The sequence below is a fragment of the Treponema phagedenis genome (assembly GCF_008153345.1).
GTDB lineage: Bacteria > Spirochaetota > Spirochaetia > Treponematales > Treponemataceae > Treponema > Treponema phagedenis.
The window spans coordinates 1418283-1439548 of sequence record NZ_CP042818.1 but is presented as its reverse complement, the minus strand read 5'-3'; the positions used below and the strand labels follow the sequence as shown (position 1 = coordinate 1439548).

Sequence of the window (21266 nt, the reverse complement as noted above, 5' to 3'; positions counted from 1 at the left end):
CCCGATACAAAATACTATTGGTCTTTTTTACTTAAAAAAAGATAGAGAAGATTGAGCACAATAAAAATACCTGCAATAAGATAAATAACAGGCTTTGTGTGCGCATTGCACGCCATCGCGGGCATTTTGCAGCCGCCGATAAAAACCGCCGCCAAAAGAATAGCATATATTCCGATGCCGATATTGGCAATCGCAATGCCTTTTTGTGCGCCTTTTACAAAACAAAACAACACACCGAGCAAAGCGCATAAACCGCCGCTTGTGCGAACAGCCTCGCCCATCCAATGGCACTTCATAAACATGCCGTTTTCCAGCGGGCCGCATACCGGCGCAATACCGAACGGCGTAAAAAAAAGAAGGGCTCCCGATAGCATACACAGAACCCCGAAAATATATTGTTTGTTCATAAGAATAAAACTCCTGTATGTTAACTTTGCTATACAATATACAAGAGCGCGGATCTTGTCAATATCGTTTTTTTTTATTTTTACGGCAAGATTATCCTGATTTTAAAAATTATCCGTTGCGAGATTTATATTTCGGAATTGATAAACCAAGTATTTTTTGAAAAGTATGAAGTTGGCGGGTTTGTCAAAAGAAGAGTGCAGAAAACCCCACACTCTTCTTCTAATGATTACACTATTCTGTTATCTTTTGCAATGTAAAGCGCTCTTTTAATTGCTCTACAGTGGTGCCTTGCGCGAGGTCGGTTCCGGGGTTATTATCCACAACTTTCCAGCCGAACTGCGACAGGTCCATATTCACATACCTAAATCCTGCTACAACCTCATCCGCTGGTAAATCCGACCTTTTTAATTCGTCCGCAAGCCTTTGCATTACGTCATCATAACGCTTTTGCACTACTTCAGGAGGTTGCGATCCAGGTCCAACAGCATCCTCTTGCAATGTAAAGCGCTCTTTTAATTGCTCTACAGTGGTGCCTTGCGCGAGGCCGGTTCCGGACTTCTTATCCACAACTTTCCAGCCGAACCGCGACAGGTCCATATTCAGATTCCTAACTTCTGCTACAAGCTTATCCGCTGGGAGATCCGACCTTTTTAATTCGTCCGCAAGCCATTGCATTGCGTCATCATACTGCATTTGCACTACTTCAGGAGGTTGCGATCCAGGTCCGGGATTTGGGTTAGGTCCAGGTCCAGGATTTGGGTTAGGTCCAGGTCCAGGATTTGGGTTAGGTCCAGGTCCAGGATTTGGGTTAGGTCCAGGTCCAGGATTTGGGTTAGGTCCAGGTCCAGGATTTGGGTTAGGTCCAGGTCCAGGATTTGGGTTAGGTCCAGGTCCAGGATTTGGGTTAGGTCCAGGTCCAGGATTTGGGTTAGGTCCAGGTCCAGGATTTGGGTTAGGTCCAGGTCCAGGATTTGGGTTAGGTCCAGGTCCAGGATTTGGGTTAGGTCCAGGTCCAGGATTTGGGTTAGGTCCAGGTCCAGGTCCAACAGCACCCTCTTGCAATGTAAAGCGCTCTTTTAATTGCTCTACAGTGGTGCCTTGCGCGAGGCCGGTTCCGGACTTCTTATCCACAACATGGAAGCCAAGAGACGCCAGATGTGCATTTACTTTTTCAATTCCATCCGCAACTACATCAGCCGGCATAGGAGCATTTTTTAACCCTGTCGCAAACTCTTCCAACGCCTCGTCATACATCTTTTGCACTGCTTCAGTAGGTTTTGGACTTGGATTTCCCCCGCTGCCGCCACTTCCTCCACTACTACTGCTCCCTGAACCGGAAGTACCGGATTTGCTCGTATTGGGTGTAGGGCATCCGGTAACCAAAACTGCGGCAAGGACAAGCATCATGCCCATGCCGATGATTTTTGCGTGTTTTTTCATATTACACACTCCTTAAATAAAGATATTCCTAAAACAAAAAAATTTTGCAACAGGTAACACTGTCTTGCTTTTTATTTTAGAACCTTATACCCTGGCGATTTGCAAAACACAGAAGAAGAAAAAGCAACAGGATACTCAGTTATATATTACTATTTTTTTCATTTTTGTCAAGCACTTTTATTTCTTGTTTTTGATTTTTTTAATAAAATAATATTTTCTTGTGTAAGCTGATAAGCAAAAACACGGAACAGTGTTGGTAAAAAATATACCTGTGCCTTTGTTTGCAAAACAAACTGAATATTTTAGTATGGTAAATTGCCCGCCCTTGCAAAACTCGTAGGCGAAGTTACAGTAAATTTTCAAAACTTCGCCGTTGCGCCGTGTCGGGCTCTTTTTTATAACAGAAAGTTTTTGACACGGACGGCAAAACTCAGAATGGGCACGGACGCCCGTGGCTCCAAACAGAAGCGATGTTTTAAAGAAAAATCGTTTACAAAGCTTTTAAACCCGCGGGTTTGGATTCTCTTCCGGAAATTCGCACTAAATCTGAAAGCCAGGAGGTAAATTCTTTATCAAGAAAAAACTCGGGGCATCGCCATGTCCAGTTGCCGCCAAGAGTGGAGGGACTATTCATGCGAGCATCTTTTCCAAGAAGAAAAACATCTTGCAGCGGAATGATTGCGAATACCGAAACAGACATAAAGGCAAGTTTTATCATATCAAACGCAAGCTCATCCCGCATGGTGTCGCTCTCTGTTTCTAAGAGTTTTTGTTCGGAAAACAAGGATTCTAACACAAAGGAGGGCATTTTTTCACCGGTAAGGTATTCGTGCACTACCTGAAAATCTTCTTTTGAAAGCTCATCCACCCAGGATCTGAGCGTGGTATTATCATGGGTTCCGGTATACACAATAGAATTTCTCGTATAATTATGCGGCAGGAATGTATTTGTATATCCGCTTTGTGCTACTTCATCCGCATTGAATGCGAATTGTAAAATTTTCATTCCCGGTAACCCGAAGCTATCGCGTAACTCTCGTACTTCTTCCGTAATTACCCCAAGGTCTTCCGCAATAATCGGCAGAGAATTTGCATACTGCGGATTTTTTTGCGCAAGGGCTTGTTTTAAGTGCAGAAAAAAATCTTTTCCGGGGCAAGGTTCCCAGCTTCCCGTTTCTGCTGTTTTTGCACCAAAAGGCACAGCCCAATATGATTCAAAACCTCGGAAATGGTCAATACGAATATAGTCGACAAGCTCCAAGGCCGCATTAACCCGTTCAATCCACCATGCATAGTTTGTTTTTTTAAGTGCTTGCCAGTTATATACAGGATTGCCCCAAAGCTGTCCGGTTTTGCTAAAATAATCAGGCGGAACACCCGCAACAAAAAGAGGCTGCCCGTTCTCATCCAATTGAAAAAACTCTTGATTTGCCCATACATCTGAAGAGTCCGGCGCAACAAAGATAGGTATATCACCGATAATGGCAATGTTTTTCTTTGCCGCATAGGCGCGCAGGGCTGCCCATTGTCTAAAAAAGAAAAATTGAATGATTTTATATACTTCAATCTCTGTCGCATGTGCGGTTTCCCAGTTTTTTACTGCTTGAAGATTATGGCGGGCAAGGTCTTTGGGCCAATAATTATTCCATAGTTTTCCAAAAAGTTTTTCTTCTTCAGCTTTTTTGTCATAGACTTCCTTAATAGACATAAATACCGCATAATCGTGGAGGTGTCGCTTGTCTTTTTTGAAATCCTCAAATTCCTTGTATAACGCCTTAGATTCAGCGGTGCTTTTGTGTTCTAAAAATTGCACGGCGGCTTTTTTTAATAGCGGAATTTTCCAGCGAACAAGGGAGCCAAAGTCAATATGACCCGCTGCAGAAAGATGGGCGGGGATGAGTATATTCTGCGCGGAAAGCAGCCCAAGCTCTTTTAATTCCGATAAATCAATGAGCAAAGGGTTCCCTGCAAAACTTGAAAAAGATGCATACGGAGAATCGCCGTAACCGGTCGGACCGAGCGGAAGAATCTGCCACAGGCGCATGCCTGCCGTATCTAACCAGTCAATAAATTTAAATGCGTATTTCCCTAACGTGCCGATCGGCTCTTGTCCGGGCAAAGAGGTTGGATGAAGCAGTATTCCTGCAGATCGAATAAAACTCATTGGTTCACCACACTAGTTTGTATAAAAAAGAGGAAGAGCAGGCAATTTTTTGCCTGCTCTTTTAGTCGAAATTTTTTATAGCTATTTTGCTAAAAAATCTTTAATTTGTGCATCAATTTCAGGGCGTGCAGCCTCAAGTGTTGCACGGGCGGAAGCATTATCGTTTACGATCTTATAGATAAGACCGTGGAATGACATTGTTTTGCCGTCTCCCTTTCCGTTGTCAACTCTCCCGATTCCCAGTCCGTTAAAGGCTTGGATGGGATTAAATCGCGCGCGTTTCGCATACCAGTCATACAACTCGGCGGAAAGTTCATCATTGAAAGATCCTATGTCAATTTCATCAGTCTGTGAGCCCGCTGTTAGTAAGGCAAGTTCTTCCTGTGTTTCTTGAGGAACAAAAAGATCAAAGCAAAGATGTACCAGTGCCTCAATTACAGTATCTTTCGGAATTCCGGGGAAGTCTTTTTCCACGCCTGCCAAAATAGTGCCCCTCGCTCCCGTATCATAATATGCAGAAGTATAATTTTCACTTAAGGTTTTATAATCGCCTGAGCAGGTTACTGCAGAACCCCAGGGATAAGGAACAAATCCCCAATCGATACCGGCGCCTTTTAATCCTGACCACTGCCATGATGCGCGGTGAGTCATAGCAACTTCTACCCCCTTGTCAAAGGTTGCCGCCGGTGTTCCCCAGTAGTCAGGATCACCTTCTTTAGAAGTATTTACCGGTCGAATAACTCCGGCTTTTTTTACTTTTTGTAAAAACTCAATACTTTCGATAAACTCTTTTGAATCTGCGGTATATTTAAAGTCTTGAGAAAGAGCTGCCGCCCCGTTGCCCGAAGGAGCAAATATATCCCAGTACATGGGATCAATAAAGAAAGCGAACGTGCCTTTCGGAAGCTTTGACTGCAGTTCCGTTAAATAAGCGTAAAAATCGTTGTAACTCCATTTTCCGTCTCTAAACATTTCAGAAGGAGTTTTTGCCATTCCCGCTTCTTTTATCATTTTATTATTAAAAATCAACCCTTCGGTTCCTACTCCTGTTACAAAACCGAAAACCTGATTTCCATATTTTGCCGCCGAAGTATAATTTTCCGGTATTTTGATAGTTTTTAACGCTTTTGAAATATCTTCCATTGCACCGTTTGCGTACAATTGCCCGTACCACATTGCCGAGAAGTTATTGGTAATATGCCATGCAGGTTGACCGGCGGTAACGGATTTAATAAATTCTGAAGGCATTTCCGCCCAATCCACCGTAGTGGTATAAAATTCAAATTTGCAGTTATAATCTTTTGCCGCTTTTTCAAAAATCGGCAACCATTTTTCTTTATCAACATCTTTTACGTCGTCGGCATAGGGATTCGGAGAGTCCCAAAGGCGAACCTTTACCGTATTGCCTTTAAGATCGTATTTTCCGCCTCCTCCGACTGTTTTTTCTTCTGGTTTTGAGCAGCTGAAAAGAAAAAATACTAACATCATCGATACTGCAATTGTCATAATTTTTTTCATAACAAAACTCCTTATTTTGTTTTTCGTATTAGGAACCGATATTTTTCAATCTTCCGCACGCCTGCGGCGGAAAGCTTTCGATTATCCCTTAGACATAGTAAAACATGATCCGCTTATAAATGCAAGATTTTTTTACATTTTCTCCGCATCATCACTTGTTTTCTTTACATTTGTTAAAATATTTTTTCCTTCAAACCAAAGTTTTTCCAAATCATAAAATTTTCTTGCCATTGGACTCATCAAATGGACAACAATGCCGCCTAGATCAATAAGGCTCCATTCTTCCCCGTTCGCCACTTTTCGTTTAACAGGATACTCTTCCAAAGAGAGTTTTGCAATCTCTTCATGTAAATATTTTTCAATTCCCGCTGCCTGTATGGCACTGGAAACGGTACCGATAACAAAAAAATCGGTCCACGTATGGTATTCCCGCAAATCAATAACAACTACATCTTCAGCTTTTCTTTCCTCTAAAAGTTTCCCGAGTGCCAGAGCCGAATTATAAAAATCCATAATCCTTCCTTTTATTTATTTTCCTGAGGTTACAAAGTAACCGTTAAAATCACTTCCCAATATAAGAGTGAAATCAATACCTGTTTCCACCCCGTGCCCGTCATCGGTTATTTCTGCCGTAGTTATGTTTTGACATTTAATAACCTGACCGACTATTTTTGCCACAGCGGGGTTACCTATTCTGTCGATAAGCAAAGTTTTTTCGATATTTTGCTCGGCAGCGTTGTCAACTCGAACCACATCGTAGCCAAAACTTTGGTAAATATCTGCCGTAGTTTTTGCAAGTCTGTGCGTATCGGTTCCGTTTAAAATCTCAAGCGCATATACACGCTCAAATGCCGCACCGTCTTCTGAGGCAAGCACTGCAAGCGTTTGACGAACTATCTCTTTTATTTGCTGACCGTCTCTAAACGGGAAAAGCAAATTTTTTCCATCAACCGTTCTTCGAGCCCCTGAAAACCGCTGCGGAACCAACCGCTCGGAATCAAGCTTGCAAATTGATTGTATCAGTTTTTTGAAATCTTTTCCTTTTATGTTTGACTTGATAAGAGAATTAAAAATATTGTATCTGTCCGTGTTAAAAATTTCATCCCCATGATCATTTATGCTGCGCAAAAATGCAAGGACCGCCTTTTGTTTACGCACATCCGATTCTCCTTCCGCATCATCTTCATTTGTATATATCAGATAATCATGCATTTTATCGCCATCAAGCACAATTGAGCCGGACGGTAAAAGAATCTTTCCGTGCTCTTCGGAATCAATGTCAATCGGAGTGGGAATAAAAACAGATAAACCGGATAAAAGGTCGGTAAGTTCGGAAAAATCCTGCAATGAGCAAATAAAATAAAAAGGTACTTGTATGCCGGTAAGTTTTTCAACTTCCTGCTTATATACTTCTATACCTTTTTCAGTATAAAGGGCGGAAATTCCGTCTGTACGTCCAAGACTTTGCAAAATAAGCCCGATGTTGTGCGGGATATCAAACATTGCAGCCCGTTTTGTTTGCGGATAATAGGCAATAATATTTGCTGAAACAGGTATGTTTTTATCCTCAATAATAAAAAGCACTTTTAAGATATTATCTTTAGAAAGTGAGGTATCAATAGGGTCTGTTTTCATACTGAAAATTACCGCAATGCTTGTCCCTATCAGGATGAACAAAATAATAATTAAAAAAATAATATTTTTTCCCGCAGTCATCAGTTTCATGGTTTTATTTCCCTTATCTGCATTATTAAATAGTTTTTCATTTTTCATCCTCAAGGAATTTTCTTAATTGAGTATACATTTTTTTTGTCCGAGGATGTGTTTTTTTATTTTTTGCCGTATTGTACGCAATGCTTTCGGCAACAACCTTTGCGGTAAGGCGGTTTAAACTTAACACCGGAATAAGTTTGCGCAAATTTTCAGCATTTTCCCTGCCCGGTTCTATTTTATCCGCAACAAAAAGAATCTTTCCAAGCGTATCCAGTTTTTTTGAGCCGAATGTATGGTGGCGTATTGCCCGCAAGAGTTTTTTTTTCTTTATGCCGAATTGTGCTTGTAAGAGTATCGCTGCCGCTCTTCCGTGTAATAAAAGCGGATTCTTTTCTTCAAACTCATCAATAGGTTTTCCGTCTTTTTTTGCATACTTCAATAAAAAATCGGCAGGTTTTTCTCGGCAAATATCATGTGCAAAGCCGGCAAGTTTTGCCCAAAGGATTGTCTTTTTTCCGCAATGATAGTTTTTTGCAAGTTTCCCCGCAAAATTTGCTACTCTGACCGAATGATTATATCGATGTTCGCTTAGCTCTTTTTTTGCATACGCGTCAACTTGCTCAATGTATTCTTTTATTTTTTTCTTAGTCATATAAATTCTTTGCTATAATATACTCATATACCGTAGCAGGTACAAGATAGCGCCAGCTTTTTTTCTTTTTGATTGCTTCTCTTATATATGAAGAAGAGATCGGTAAAACGGCATTTTCGATTTGTGTATACGAAAATTCGGCAGCTGTTTTTTTTTCGGAAAGAGGTCTGAAACCGACCAAAATATCTACCGACTCTTTTAATTCCTTATATCGATGCCACAAAGGAAAATCCTTTATCATGTCTTCACCGATAATTAAGCCGATTTTACCCTCAAGACTGCTTTTATACTTTTCTTTTAAATAGAGTATAGTGTCAATAGTGTAAGAGATTCCTTCTTTTTTTATTTCGCAATCTTCATAAGAAAAATAGGGAACGTCCTGAATAGCAGTTTTCAGCATTTGTAATCGGTCTTTCGCCGTGCAGCCGCTGTGTTCTTTTTTGAATGGAGAGAGAAAAGCGGGAATAAAGGCGATTTTATCGTAGTTTTCTGTGGCATACACCGCATCTGCAAGCGCCAAATGTCCGATGTGTAAGGGATTAAAAGAGCCGCCTAAAATAGCAAGCCTCATTTTTTAGGCTTCCTTTTTCTGCTTAAACTTACGGTTGCTCCGAAATCATCGCGCTGCTCATACCCCGGCATTTCAATATCGGCGAGCATAAAGTGATCCTCGTCCTCAAGAGTTGTGTCGGACTCTTTTTTTGTAAGCGAATCGCAGAGCTCAATAAAAGCATTTTTCACTTCGTCCAATCCCCAGCGATTGAACACCGAAATGCCCAGTATAGTAAAATCCGGAAGTTTTTTTCGCAATTCCGCAAGCCGCTCTTTTGTGTCCGGTAAATCAAGTTTTGTCGCAATAATAACTCTTTTTTTTGCAGCTAATTCTTCTGAAAAGGCGGCAAGCTCTTTTGAAAGCACCGTATACGCATCAAGATAATTATCATCTGATAAGTCAATAAGAAAGGCAAGACCTGCGGTGCGGGAAATATGTTTTAAAAACCGAAAACCGAGTCCGACGCCGTCCGAAGCACCTTCAATAATACCGGGTATATCGGCAAGGATAATATCGCGTTCATCATCAATATGAAGCACACCAAGATTAGGAATTTTTGTAGTAAAAGGATAGGGGGCAATTTTAGGGCGGGCATTGGTAAAAAAATCCAACAAGGAAGACTTCCCCGCATTGGGAAAGCCTACCAAACCGATGTCCGCAATAATATTTAATTCAACTTTGATTGAACGAGTTTCGCCTTCTTGCCCCGGAAGAGCGGTTCTCGGTGCTTGATTGGTCGGCCCCTTAAAGTGGCAATTCCCCCAACCGCCGTTTCCGCCTTTTAAAAAGGTAAAACTACCCTCGGTTTTATCACCAAAATCATAAATAAGCTCGCCCGTTTCCGCATCTTTTATAATGCAGCCGGGCGGCAAGGGAATAATACAATCCTCGCCGTTTGCGCCGAATCGCTGATTACCTTCGCCGTCTCTGCCGTTTTTTGCTTTAAATACGCGCTTATAGCGTAAATGGACAAGGGTACGCATGTTTTGCTTTATTTCAAAAATAACATCGCCGCCCCTGCCGCCGTCTCCGCCTGAAGGGCCGCCTTTCGGCACATACTTTTCTCGTCTAAAAGCAATACAGCCGTTGCCGCCTTTTCCTGATGATACGCGTATGACGGATTCATCGGCAAACCGAATCATATTCCCTCCCTGAGCATGAAATCAATGTAAAACCATAAATATAGTGCAGAATACAATAAATTTTATATGCTTATTCCGCCGTAATGGGATTTATCGAGGCAAGTCGCCTGCCCTTTCGTTGATGATACGTAACAACTCCATCCGCCTTTGCGAACAAGGTATTATCTTTTCCCTTTCCTACATTATTTCCGGGATGAATACTTGTTCCTCTTTGGCGTACAAGAATAGAACCGGCGGAAACAACCTCTCCGCCATATACTTTTACTCCTAAATACTTAGGATTTGAATCTCTTCCGTTTTTTGAGCCGCTGCCGCCTCGTTTACGTGCCATATTAGCCTCCTGATAAATATCGGCTTATGCCGTCATAGTTTTTTAACGCGAAAATCAACCGCCTCGGGGTACTCCTTTACAAGAGTTTTCATCCCGTTTGCCAAAAATTCGGCGGTAAATTGTAATCGAGCTAATGAATCCTCTGCGTAAGAAGGAACCGTACAGGTTAAAAAACCTCGCTCCGCCGTGTTAACCTGCGGATTTACCTCGGAAAGCCCGATAACCGCAGTACGCAATAAAACACATACCGCAGCGCATACAATGTCAAAGCCCCGCGGCGCTGTTTCCGCATGACCTGATGCAGTAACGGAAAAAAACTCATTCCGTGTACCCAGTTCAAGCAGAACAGAAATCATCTATTAAATACCCTCAATAGTGTCAATCGTCAAATACGTATAATGCTGGCGATGGCCGATTGTTCGGTGATAATCTTTTTTGCTTTTATACTTATAGACTATAACCTTTCTATCTCTAAAACTCTCTCCGACAGTTGCGGAAACCTTTGCATTTGCAACATAAGGAGTTCCGATAGAAACAGTATCTCCGTTACTGAGCATTAAAACCGTATCAATACTAATTGTGGAACCCTGTTCTTCAGCAATTTTATCAACCCTAATCTTGCTGCCTTTTTCAACTTTATACTGTTTGCCTTTGTACTCAACAAGCGCGTACATAAAAACCTCCGAATCTTTCAGATTTTCATTTCATTTGGATTATTAAAAACTAATCGTTTTAAGCGATACATTGTTATTTTTCAAAACATTAACGGGGATATTCTGAAAATAATAAACAAACAAAGCGGATAATAACACGGATTGCATAAAAAAGTCAAGGCGCAAAAAAGGAGCTGTTACGCCACCATAAAAATGTCCCCGCTTTTGGGCGAAGTAACCGTATATTACTAAAACTTCGTCCGTGCTTTGCATTCTAAGGATTTACGCCTGGCATAATTTGATTTATGCCTCAAGCGCTTCCGTCATGCGGGGTTGAATGCGGGACAATAATTCGTATTCCTATGGTAAAGCGCTAGGCGTCAAACGATGTTTAAAAGCATCAATACAAAATTATAAAAAATTGAAGCTTTTAAACTCGCAGCTACTGTAAACAAGAATGCTAAAACTACATTCAGAACGAGCATGGACGCCCGTGGTTCCAAACAGAAGCGATGTTTTAAAGCAGAACTATTCACAAAGCTTTAAAACTCGCAGGGTTGGTTTTGACATGGACGTCAAAATCAACCCGTAGTGTCGCACTCTTTTTTATAAAATTTTTTACAGTTCGTATAAAATATATTAAACACGGATAGAGTCATCAAAAAAATGCTATACCGGTAATGTTTCAGACAACTATCCATTACGCATTACGAAAACCTTTCCAAGAGTTTCTTAAATACTTTTTAGCTTATAACTCAAAAAAGCGGAAGCTTACAAAGCTCCGCTTTCTTTTTATTTAATTTTTCAGGTATGAATAATTTATTTACGTATTAATCAATAGAGATGCCGTGTCGTTTTTGCGGGTATTGCTTGAGCATGGCAACCGCATTGCGTTTTTTATTAAATACAAAGCCGCCGTTCCAGTATTCAAGCGCTGCAAATAAAGCGTTTCCGCCGTCATTATCATCACTGCGGGCGGTGCGGAAGGAAACGTAGGAGGCAAGATTTCCGAAATCCTGCTTATGCAAACACTCCAAACGTTTGCGGTTAAATTCGTTCCATTTTTCCATATCTTTAAAGCCATCGCCTTCATCTTCAACTATCAGATGAGCATTTGCAGGGGTAAAGTCATACCAAACCTTCACTTTTTTTGAAATATCACATTTATTTCCATGTTTTACAGCGTTTTTGATAATTTCACTGATTTGCTGTTCAAGAAGGTTAACCCCCTTTATTTCAAGCGGGGCAGACTGCACAATAAGAAGCGTAAAATAACGTATTTGTCGAAAATCTGAAGGAAATTCCTTATACAACATGCCGGTCTTATCAAAAAGCGGACTGTTTTCATCCACACGCAATTCTTTTATTGGACTCATAATTAATCCTCCTTAAAAATTAATCTTCCATTTTTTGAAGAGCTTCTTCCAAACTATTAGTAATAGGAAAATATCCCATTAATTTAGTAAGCTCTATAACCTTTTTAACCGATCCGTGGATATTAGTTATAAAAAGCTTTAAACTCATCTTCTTCATTGTTGAGCAGATATAAATTAAAGCCCCAATACCTGAGGAGTCGATATAATCAACTTCTTCAAGATTAATAATAACACATTGCACCTGGCGCTCAAGCATTTTCATAACAAGCTCTTTGAGCTTGTAAGAGTTGTACAGATCCATCTCTCCGCTTACATCTACTATGTAAACCTCTCGATTTTTTCGGATTTTAAGTTCCATGCTGTAGATACTCCTTTATCATTATATATCTAGTTTTTAGCCTTTACCACCACGAATGTTTGATCATCACGCGGTAAAGCTTTTCCCATGAACTGTGTAATTTGCTCATTCAATTTTTTTGCAATCTCCTTAGCGCGGAGATCTTTATTTTTTGCAATAACATTGGATACTGACTGTAGTGAGAACTGCGAACCTTCAGAATTCAATGCTTCTATTATACCATCTGTATATAATATTGCAATATCATTTTCCGTAAAAGGTAATTTTTTTACTGTATAAATAGATTTAACGCTGACTCCGATGGGATCGGTTGCCTGTGTTATCATTTCAAGTTTATTTGTTTTATTTCGCCAAATAAGTAAGGCTTGATTTCCGGCACTTGCATACTCAATTGCTTTTTCATTATGCAAATATGTTAAAAAAGACACACCGGCATAGTGGTCAATAGATATTTTTCCGGTAATTCCCTTGTTAAGCGCGTCCAAAAGGGTTAATGTAGATTGTTTGGTGCTTGTTAAAAGATAAATAATTGCACGAATCATAATCATAACAATAACAGCTTGAATGCTCTTTCCCGCAACATCGAAAACAATAATAAAACTGCGATCTTCCTGCGATCTAATCACGTCATAATAATCAGAACAAACGCCTTTTGCCTGCTTTGCATAAAGCCCGAATGAAAGGCTCGGTGTATCGACAAGCTTTTTCGGCAGTAAAATATTTTGAATTTTACTTGCCATAGCCATTTCGTTTTCAATGGCGGTGAGCTCCGCTTCTTCCTGCAAAGCATCAATAAGGTTTAAGGCTTCCGTTACATAATTAGCAAGCATTTCCGCAATTTCCACATCGGTTTCGGTAAAAGGAACATTTCCGGAATCGCGCGACAAACCGATAATACCGGTTACGTTTCCTTTTGAAATCATCGGAAGGATAAGATAACTGCCCGGCAATAAAAAAGACTCAGGACCATTATTATAAACTCGCTCATCTTGGGTTCCGTCTTGTATTAAAATAGGAACACCGCTTGTTGCAGCTTCTCCGAAAATTGAATTTTCAAGCTTAAATTCAGCGTATTTAAAATTTGTTCTGACTCGCTCTATCTTATGCGGAACATCATCGGGCAACTTATACGGGGGAGGAAAATTACCTTCTAATGCTTTAACCGCCAAAAAATCCTCAAAGTCATCGGCAATAAGAATAACTCCGCCGTCCGCATACATCTGCTCAATCATTACTTGATTAATGAAGGCTAAAGTAGCGGAAACATCTTTTCTGTCTCGTAACATTTCCGCTGCATGAGCAATAAATTTATTTCCGACAGGAAAAAGAGCCTTTGCTCTTAGGTATGTCTCATCGGCAGCATTATTACCTTCCAACATTTCCTGCGCTTCTCGGGTAGCTTGTTCTTCCCGTTCAAATTCCCGCACTTGGATTTGCTTAAAACGAAAGGTAAAAATAAAAAGAATAAAAACGCTTGCCGCCACTCCCAACACTAAAAAAAGAATATTATGGGAAAAAAAAGCAATGAGCGCTGCAAAAATATTTAAGACGCTGCAGACAAGTATTCCTACCGGCAAAACCGATACGGTTTTTCGTATTTTTTTATTAAAAAGAATAGAAACTATATAAAATGTAAAAAGAAGATATATCATAGGAATGCATATAAGCAAAAACCTGATAAAATTATCCATAATTCAGCATATTATCATCTATAAGTATTAGCGTCAAGGTATATACACGCAAGAGCACGAATTTTAATAATACAAATCGTAAAAAATTTCCTGAATTGTCAAGTTAAACTAGACACGGATACACAAAATCCATAAAAACTTCTATTGGAGTTTTGACTTCCATGGCAAAACCAAACCTGTGGGTTTGACAACAGTGAGCAATTTACCATAGGAATGCTGAATTAATACTTCGATTTACTATCACCGCAAGTTAATTTATAGAACGGTAGGCGGCGGAAAGTATTGTTTAAATGTATAGGCTTGCGGCAAATTTTAGCATCCCGTTCTCGGAATTTACCGTAAATTGTTTTTAATTTCAGTAAATCAAAATAAATTCCAAAAATAAGTTTTCGTTTTTTTGTCCTGAGATAATACCGGTTTTTCGATGTTTTTAAAACGGTTAAAATAATAAAATGCAAAACTTATCGGTGATATTTTAGTTGTTTTTTCTGAAAAGAAATCTATTTGCCGCAAAATTTTTCAGTCGTTTAAAAAAACCTTCTTGCTGCTTTTTTACCGCTTGCACAAAATCTTTTCCCGCATCATCAAGACTGAAGTTGGCTCCGTATTTTTGTTTTAACTCATCCCAGTGCTTTACCAGCCATACATAAATATCGCTTTCTGTTCTTCTTTTAAATTCCGATAAAATCCCATATTTTCTGATCACTTCAACTGTGGGAGTATACACTGTTTGAAACCATGAAAGAATTACATCATTAAAAGGCAGCTCTTCGGATTGATTTTGCTTATTTCTTTGCTCATTGAGAAAATATTTATGTACAAGAATATGATTATAGATAACATCATATCGTCCTGTTTCCGTAAAATTTAAATCCCAATAATCGGTAATATCTCCGAAATTTGTTTGTGCATAAAAAATTCGCTTTTCATAATGAATGACAACAGGCACCAGCGTATCGGGACGAACATCGGTCGGTAATACAATTTCACTTTGCAAAGAAATAATCTCGGCATCAATAAATTCTATTCCTTGAGCCTTTGCAACCGACACCCGATGATTGCCGTCTCTGACAAAGTAAAGCCCTGCCAATTCATACAGCTGAATAGGAGGAAGAATAATATCTGATAAATGCGCTTGGTCAACCCGCTCCCAACGCCGACGCAGCATATTAGAGCGAGGCAAGAAATGGTTATCAAAATCATGATATCGCCCTTCACTACCTACAATTTTTTTGATTGGAACAGTTTTCATTCCCACATATACTTCGTTTTTCGGTTTAAGTATTTTTTTTAAATCATTAAAAGAGATAAGCCTTCTTTTATCGGGATTCATGAAATTTTGTATTTCATTCAATAAGGCTTTGTTTCTTGCTTTATTAAAATCTTCAGATGCTGTTTGCCGTACAATTTCGAAATTCATGACTCTTCTTCCGTATCTAAAATATATTGGCTATATACATTGATAACCGTTGTTTCATGATATTTTGTTACCCGTTTTTCCTGTAAATCGTAAAGATGTATATGCCCATGAAGTAAAAAACGCGGTTTAAATTTTCTCATAAACCATAAAAAACATTTAAATCCTTTATGGCAAAGGTCTTCTTTATCATGAATACCCAAAGGCGGCGCATGAGTTACTAAAATATCCAAATATCTGCCGTATCGTATTTTATTGATAAAAAGGCGCGGAATGAGGCGTAGAATTTTTCTGAACATCTGGGCTTCCGTATATTGACAAAGCCCATTATTATAACGCATTGAACCTGAAACTCCCATGATAATGAGCTCCGATTCTCGTTTTATTTTAAATCCGATATACGTTGATCCAAATCCGAAATCAAGATTTTCTCTCTTATTAATATACATTAATTGATGAGAAGATGTCCCATGGTAATACGGAAATTCATTTAAATTATGATTCCCGAATACAAAAAGAAGCGGTTTATTCAAAGATGAAACAATAAATTCCAAATATTCCATCGGAAGATCTCCTGCGGAAATAATCAAATCAATATCCGCATATCGCCCCCTTATATTGTGGTTGTAAACAAGGGCATCAATTTCATCGGAAACGCAAAGAATTTTCATACACATCCCTGTCAATGTTTAAATGCTATTTCCGCATTTTCCAAAAGCTGCTTAAAACTATCCTCATCTATGAGATCTATCGGCCTTGTTTCAGCAAAACTTATTGCCGATCGGGAAAAGCCCGAAGGCGAAACAACAATACCGCGAGTGAAAGCTTTTGTTTTCATTTGTTCCAGTAAAGACCGTAAAAAACTGTCAGTAATTATTTCAGAATCGCGAAAAAAAACAATAATTTTAGGCTGAGCCCGGACATTACTCCACTTCTCCGCTTCAGCAGGCGTCCCGACAATAATACAGCCTTGCTTCATCTCTTTTTGAGATTTTACATGCAATTTAAATGCCTGCTCCGCAATAACTGTGCAAAGTCGTATAAAGTCAACGGATGAAAGTGTCAAATATTCCTTCATATGATCATTTGATTGAAGTCCCTGATATTGAGAAAGTTTTTCGGCAATGTCTTTAAAATGAGGAGAAACCGCGCGGATAAGCTGCCATTGTTCAATTGCCTTATCAAATTCTCTTTGTTTTTCATAACATGCGGCTAAAAAATAACGGAGCTGCAAAGTGGCGGGACTATCATCCTGTTTTGTCAGTTTTAAAGCCCGTTCAAATTCAAAGAGCGCCTTTTCAGTGCTTTGAGCTTCTAAATAGCATCTGCCCTTTTCAATAAAGCATTTTTTTCGCAATGCGGGATCTCGCGCCGCTTTTTCCAGCGCGGTAAGTGCATGTGCATAGTCTTTTGTTTCCCGCAAAAGACGTCCCTGATAGTATAAGGCATCCGTGTTATCCGGACCGAATTTTAACACGGTATCAATTGCCTCTTTTGCATCCGATAAAAGACCGCTCCTAAAATATAAAAGCCCCAAAGCCGCATATGCCGGCGCATGTTTCGGATTCAAATCAATAGCTCTTTTATAATAATTTATAGCCATATCACTCATGTTTTTTTGTTCAAAAAGCTGTCCGATACAGTAATGAAAATCCGCACAATGCGGATCCAGCTTTACTAATAATGCATACTCTTTTAATGCTTCTTCAGGCTGATCAAATTTAAGATACAAACGGGCTATAGTAGATCGAAACTCAATCTCTTCTTTTATATTAGTAAAAACTTTTGTTTTTCCTATTATTTTAAATTCAGCTAATGCAAGCTCAGGCTTATCATCAGCTAAATATGCTTTTCCCAAAAGATATCGCGCAGCAAAATTTTGTGGATTTTTTGCAAGTGCGGACTTTGCCTGTTTAATTGCATTTGTATATCTTCCCGCATTGATATTTTTTTCAATTCGGGTTATCTTATGAGGCGCTAAAAAAGTTTTTAAAAGAAACACCAGCAAAAAAACAATGCTTAAAGAGAGTACGGCGATTAAACTTATTAAATACATCGTTGGCATATTCTTTATGGTATAGTTTTTACGGAGGAATGTCAAATGTATAAGACGCGCAAGTATATACTTGTTATAAAAATAGCAATTTTTTGTACACTGTGTTTTTTTTCTAAACCGCTGGTTGCCTTTGACTACTTTAATGAAGGAAAAAAGCTTTTAATGCAGCATGAGCCGGATAAAGCGGTCTCGCTTTTATTTAAAGCTTCTCAAGAAGATCCTTCAAATATGCACGTACATCTCTATCTTGGGGTTGCCTATTTGCAAACAGGAAAATATGTGGATGCCATTTACTGGCTACAAAAAGGCAAAGAAGGTGCAGGGGGAGATTCATACCTGTATGATTACAACCTCGGAAACGCATTTTTTATGCAAAACCGATATACCGATGCAGAAAAATCTTTTACTGAAACTTTGACAAAAAAAAGCTCCTTTGCGCCCGCTGTTTTAAACCGGGCTAATACCTATATGAAACAAGAAGAGTATGATAAAGCTTTACAGGATTATAAAACATACTTAAATTTGGATTTTGATTCTTCTCAAAGACCTTCTATCCAGCGAATGATATCTTTGCTTGAAGCGCGTCAACACGAAATTGAAATTGTAAAAATTCGTGAAGAGGCTCGTAAAGCTGCCGAAGCGGAAGAAAAAAGGCTTGCCGAAGAACGATATAAAAACTTGCGGGATTCATTAGAAACATCCTTACAAGACGGAAAAGATGCGGATTCAATTTCAGCCGGATCTGAAGATACTATTAACTACTCGGAGGATTATAAACTTGAATAATTTACAAAAATTTTTAATTGCAGTGGGAGCAGGTATACTGCTTTGTTTATTACTTATCGGCGGATATTTTTTATTTTTTTCAAAATCAAAAAATCAGGAACTACCGATTGCGTCAGTAAATCCTTCGGGGAAAGACACTACTGATGATGAAAAGAAAATTGCCGAAGAATTGGCATGGCTTGCGGAACAAGAGGGAAAAAGTATACTCGGTGAAAAAACTCAATCTGAGATAGATATGGGTGAAGATGAGCTTTTCAGGCAGGCTCAGGAAGCAAACCTGGCGCTTGCAAAAAATGCGGGAGCAAGCGGAAAAACTTCAGGCGGTATACAGCTTGACGGCGCTCAAAATACAGATTCTCAAAACGCATTATCATCCGAAAAACAAAACGTCCCGTCTTCTGGCAATACTTCTTATAAAGAAACCGATTTGCAAAAAGGCTCAACTAATACGATAGCCGCAATAGAAACATCAAGTCAAACGGGATTAGCACAAAAACGTGAAGCGGAGCGTAAAGCCCAAGAGCTCGCTCAAAAACGTGAAGCCGAACGAAAAGCACAAGAGCTTGCACAAAAGCGTGAAGCAGAGCGCAAAGCGCAGCAAGAGCTCGCTCAAAAACGTGAAGCCGAGCGAAAAGCACAAGAGCTTGCACAAAAGCGTGAAGCAGAGCGCAAAGCGCAGCAAGAGTTGGCACAAAAGCGTAAAGCCGAGCGCAAAGCGCAGCAAGAGCTCGCTCAAAAGCGTGAAGCGGAGCGCAAAGCACAAGAGTTAGCACAAAAGCGTGAAGCGGAGCGCAAAGCACAAGAGTTAGCACAAAAGCGTGAAGCGGAGCGAAAAGCACAAGAGTTAGCACAAAAGCGTGAAGCAGAGCGCAAAGCACAAGAACTCGCTCAAAAGCGTGAAGCAGAGCGCAAAGCGCAGCAAGAGCTTGCACAAAAGCGTGAAGCAGAGCGAAAAGCGCAGCAAGAGCTCGCTCAAAAACGTGAAGCCGAGCGTAAAGCCCAAGAGCTCGCTCAAAAGCGTGAAGCGGAGCGAAAAGCGCAACAAGAGCTCGCACAAAAACGTGAAGCCGAACGAAAAGCACAAGAGCTTGCACAAAAGCGTGAAGCAGAGCGAAAAGCGCAGCAAGAGTTGGCACAAAAGCGTGAAGCAGAGCGCAAAGCACAAGAACTCGCTCAAAAGCGTGAAGCCGAACGAAAAGCGCAGCAAGAGCTTGCACAAAAGCGTGAAGCAGAGCGCAAAGCGCAGCAAGAGCTTGCACAAAAGCGTGAAGCAGAGCGAAAAGCGCAGCAAGAGCTCGCTCAAAAACGTGAAGCCGAGCGAAAAGCGCAGCAAGAGTTGGCACAAAAGCGTGAAGCCGAGCGAAAAGCACAAGAGCTTGCTCAAGAAAACGAAACATCTCAAAAACAAATTGCGGAAGTAACCGAATATGTGCGGCAAGGAAAACAAGCGGCTGCGGACGGAGATTATCAAGGAGCTCTTTCCTCTTTTAATAAGGCAATACGGGCAATGCCTTCTTCTGAAAAAAATTTTACCGCCTCAAAATATAAAGAAATGGCTGAAGCTATGTATAAGTTTTGGGAAAAAACCAATAGCCCGCAACTAAAGAGCAATGCCTTAGATTCCGCATCCGTATATGTCAAGCAATCTCTTGCCGCAAAAGACTCATCAGCTTCCGCTCATTATCTGCACTCACAGATTGCGGACGGACAAAAAAATCCTATTTTGGCCTTAACCGAGTTGGAAAGCGCACATCAATTAGATCCAGATAATTATCTTTATAATTATGAACTTGGAAAACGGTATTTTGAAGCGAAAAGCTATCAAAAAGCGCGAAACTCTTTTGAAAAGGCATGTAAAGGGAATCCTCGATTTGAACAGGCATTTTTTAATCTCGGTTTGGTAAACAAGATTTTAAATGCAAATGACGCCGCTATTGCTGCTTTTCAAGAAGCAACAAAGATTAAACCCGATTATGTTCGTGCATGGATAGAACTGGCACGGATACAAGATAACAAGCGAAATTATCAAGCATCAATTTCAAACTATCAAAAAGCCCTCTCAATAGAATCAGCGAATATAACCGCGATAAAAGAAATGGCGCAAGTATATGCAAAACTGGGAAATAACACCCAAGCGGCAAAACATTTTAGTGAAGCTATTTCTCTCGGTGCACGAGATTCTATTACGTATTATAATCTTGCAACAGTATTACTCGAAATGGATAAAGCGGAAGAAGCAATTACATATGCAGAAAGAGCTGCCGGACTTAATAATTCCGATGCCCTCTTTGTCTATACATATGCACTTGCCGCAGAAAAAACAGGGAAAACAGACCTTGCATTAATCAATTATGAAAAAGCTATCCGATTGGATAAAAATTACGCTAAACCGAGGAATAATCTCGGTAAGCTTTATATGGATTCCGGCAAGTTATCCGATGCGGAACAAGAGTTAAGCGTTGCATATCGACTTGAACCGAATAATTTTGAAATAAATACTAATTTAGGAAAGCTCTACGGACTTCAAAACCGATGGGATAAATCGGTAGAGCATTATGCAAAAGCGGTTTCTATTGCACCGAAACACGGACTGGCAAGACAGAATCTTGCGGGGGCTTTTGTCGGTGCCGGACTGCAAGAAAAGGCAAAAGATGCTTATAAACAATCCATTGCATTAAATGAAAAACTCTGGGATTCTTATTATGAATTGGGAAAACTATATATCAGTTCCGATGAAAAGTCTGAAGGACGAAGGGTTTTAGAAGAGTTATTGCAAAAGAATCCCAGATACAATAAGTCCGGAGAAATAAAACGAATATTAAATTCTCTTTAATACTTGTTAAATTTTCAAAACTCATTCATAATTATATGAGCATAAAGTTTAAACTGAAAAAAATGGACTTTTACAGGATCAACGCAAGTATATTGTGCAGCTGAAAACCGTGTAATAGACTTTAGTGCTGTCAAGACCCTTAGCGTCTTTAAAAAGAGTGTAAAAATTAAAGCTT

Annotated in this window: 20 protein-coding genes; 2 read left to right on the top strand and 18 right to left on the bottom strand. The window is 39.8% G+C overall.

The genetic code is table 11. The annotated features are described in order from the left end of the window. Positions 1 to 14: 14 nt before the first annotated feature. The 18 genes from FUT79_RS06395 to FUT79_RS06305 all read right to left on the bottom strand — a co-directional run bounded on the left by FUT79_RS06395 (position 15) and on the right by FUT79_RS06305 (position 17472). Positions 15 to 407, bottom strand: a complete 393-nt coding sequence (locus FUT79_RS06395; RefSeq protein ID WP_024753446.1) for a DUF4418 family protein — start codon at positions 405 to 407, stop codon at positions 15 to 17. Between the two features lie 232 nt (positions 408 to 639). Beyond that, the gene (locus tag FUT79_RS15050; RefSeq protein WP_187426857.1) at positions 640 to 1848 is read right to left on the bottom strand and encodes a hypothetical protein; all 1209 of its coding nucleotides are present in this window, start codon (positions 1846 to 1848) and stop codon (positions 640 to 642) included. Between the two features lie 490 nt (positions 1849 to 2338). Further along, positions 2339 to 4012, bottom strand: a complete 1674-nt coding sequence (malQ, locus tag FUT79_RS06380) for a 4-alpha-glucanotransferase (RefSeq protein ID WP_024753444.1) — start codon at positions 4010 to 4012, stop codon at positions 2339 to 2341. Positions 4013 to 4093: 81 nt separating this feature from the next. Then, a complete protein-coding gene (locus tag FUT79_RS06375; protein WP_044634874.1) occupies positions 4094 to 5530 on the bottom strand; it encodes an ABC transporter substrate-binding protein in 1437 nt (478 codons plus the stop codon). A gap of 132 nt (positions 5531 to 5662) precedes the next feature. Then, positions 5663 to 6043: a ribosome silencing factor gene (gene rsfS, locus FUT79_RS06370; protein ID WP_002696550.1), complete on the bottom strand. Its 381-nt coding sequence runs from the start codon at positions 6041 to 6043 to the stop codon at positions 5663 to 5665. Positions 6044 to 6058: 15 nt separating this feature from the next. Continuing rightward, on the bottom strand, positions 6059 to 7255 hold the full coding sequence (locus FUT79_RS06365) for an LCP family protein (RefSeq protein WP_024753442.1): 1197 nt from the start codon (positions 7253 to 7255) through the stop codon (positions 6059 to 6061). A gap of 37 nt (positions 7256 to 7292) precedes the next feature. Next, positions 7293 to 7895: a bis(5'-nucleosyl)-tetraphosphatase (symmetrical) YqeK gene (yqeK, locus tag FUT79_RS06360; protein ID WP_002696546.1), complete on the bottom strand. Its 603-nt coding sequence runs from the start codon at positions 7893 to 7895 to the stop codon at positions 7293 to 7295. Then, complete coding sequence (gene nadD, locus FUT79_RS06355; RefSeq protein ID WP_024753441.1) at positions 7888 to 8466, bottom strand: nicotinate (nicotinamide) nucleotide adenylyltransferase; 579 nt, start codon at positions 8464 to 8466, stop codon at positions 7888 to 7890. Before nadD ends, yqeK begins: the two co-directional genes overlap by 8 nt. Beyond that, a complete protein-coding gene (gene obgE / locus FUT79_RS06350) occupies positions 8463 to 9590 on the bottom strand; it encodes a GTPase ObgE (RefSeq protein WP_002696542.1) in 1128 nt (375 codons plus the stop codon). Before obgE ends, nadD begins: the two co-directional genes overlap by 4 nt. Before the next feature lie 70 nt (positions 9591 to 9660). Then, a complete protein-coding gene (gene rpmA, locus FUT79_RS06345) occupies positions 9661 to 9921 on the bottom strand; it encodes a 50S ribosomal protein L27 (protein ID WP_024753440.1) in 261 nt (86 codons plus the stop codon). Between the two features lie 32 nt (positions 9922 to 9953). Further along, positions 9954 to 10277 carry a ribosomal-processing cysteine protease Prp gene (locus FUT79_RS06340; protein WP_024753439.1) on the bottom strand — a complete coding sequence of 108 codons (324 nt, stop codon included), beginning with the start codon at positions 10275 to 10277 and terminating at the stop codon, positions 9954 to 9956. A 3-nt stretch (positions 10278 to 10280) separates the two neighbouring features. Next, entirely contained in the window at positions 10281 to 10595 is a 315-nt protein-coding gene (gene rplU / locus FUT79_RS06335; protein WP_002696537.1) for a 50S ribosomal protein L21, read from the bottom strand. Between the two features lie 809 nt (positions 10596 to 11404). Next, a complete protein-coding gene (locus FUT79_RS06330; RefSeq protein WP_002696527.1) occupies positions 11405 to 11950 on the bottom strand; it encodes an ATP-binding protein in 546 nt (181 codons plus the stop codon). Positions 11951 to 11969: 19 nt separating this feature from the next. Then, a complete protein-coding gene (locus tag FUT79_RS06325; RefSeq protein ID WP_002696525.1) occupies positions 11970 to 12308 on the bottom strand; it encodes an STAS domain-containing protein in 339 nt (112 codons plus the stop codon). A 29-nt stretch (positions 12309 to 12337) separates the two neighbouring features. Beyond that, positions 12338 to 13999 (bottom strand): PP2C family protein-serine/threonine phosphatase, encoded by a 1662-nt coding sequence (locus FUT79_RS06320; protein ID WP_002696522.1) that lies wholly within the window; start codon positions 13997 to 13999, stop codon positions 12338 to 12340. Positions 14000 to 14474: 475 nt separating this feature from the next. Next, positions 14475 to 15419: a hypothetical protein gene (locus FUT79_RS06315; protein WP_002696518.1), complete on the bottom strand. Its 945-nt coding sequence runs from the start codon at positions 15417 to 15419 to the stop codon at positions 14475 to 14477. Beyond that, positions 15416 to 16087, bottom strand: a complete 672-nt coding sequence (locus tag FUT79_RS06310) for a metallophosphoesterase (protein WP_024753438.1) — start codon at positions 16085 to 16087, stop codon at positions 15416 to 15418. Before FUT79_RS06310 ends, FUT79_RS06315 begins: the two co-directional genes overlap by 4 nt. Before the next feature lie 11 nt (positions 16088 to 16098). Next, on the bottom strand, positions 16099 to 17472 hold the full coding sequence (locus tag FUT79_RS06305; protein WP_231577630.1) for a tetratricopeptide repeat protein: 1374 nt from the start codon (positions 17470 to 17472) through the stop codon (positions 16099 to 16101). A 45-nt stretch (positions 17473 to 17517) separates the two neighbouring features. Here FUT79_RS06305 and FUT79_RS06300 point away from each other — a divergent pair, with 45 nt between their 5' ends. Continuing rightward, positions 17518 to 18258 (top strand): tetratricopeptide repeat protein, encoded by a 741-nt coding sequence (locus FUT79_RS06300; RefSeq protein WP_002696512.1) that lies wholly within the window; start codon positions 17518 to 17520, stop codon positions 18256 to 18258. Beyond that, complete coding sequence (locus FUT79_RS06295; protein WP_187426856.1) at positions 18251 to 21091, top strand: tetratricopeptide repeat protein; 2841 nt, start codon at positions 18251 to 18253, stop codon at positions 21089 to 21091. Before FUT79_RS06300 ends, FUT79_RS06295 begins: the two co-directional genes overlap by 8 nt. Positions 21092 to 21266: the final 175 nt, after the last annotated feature.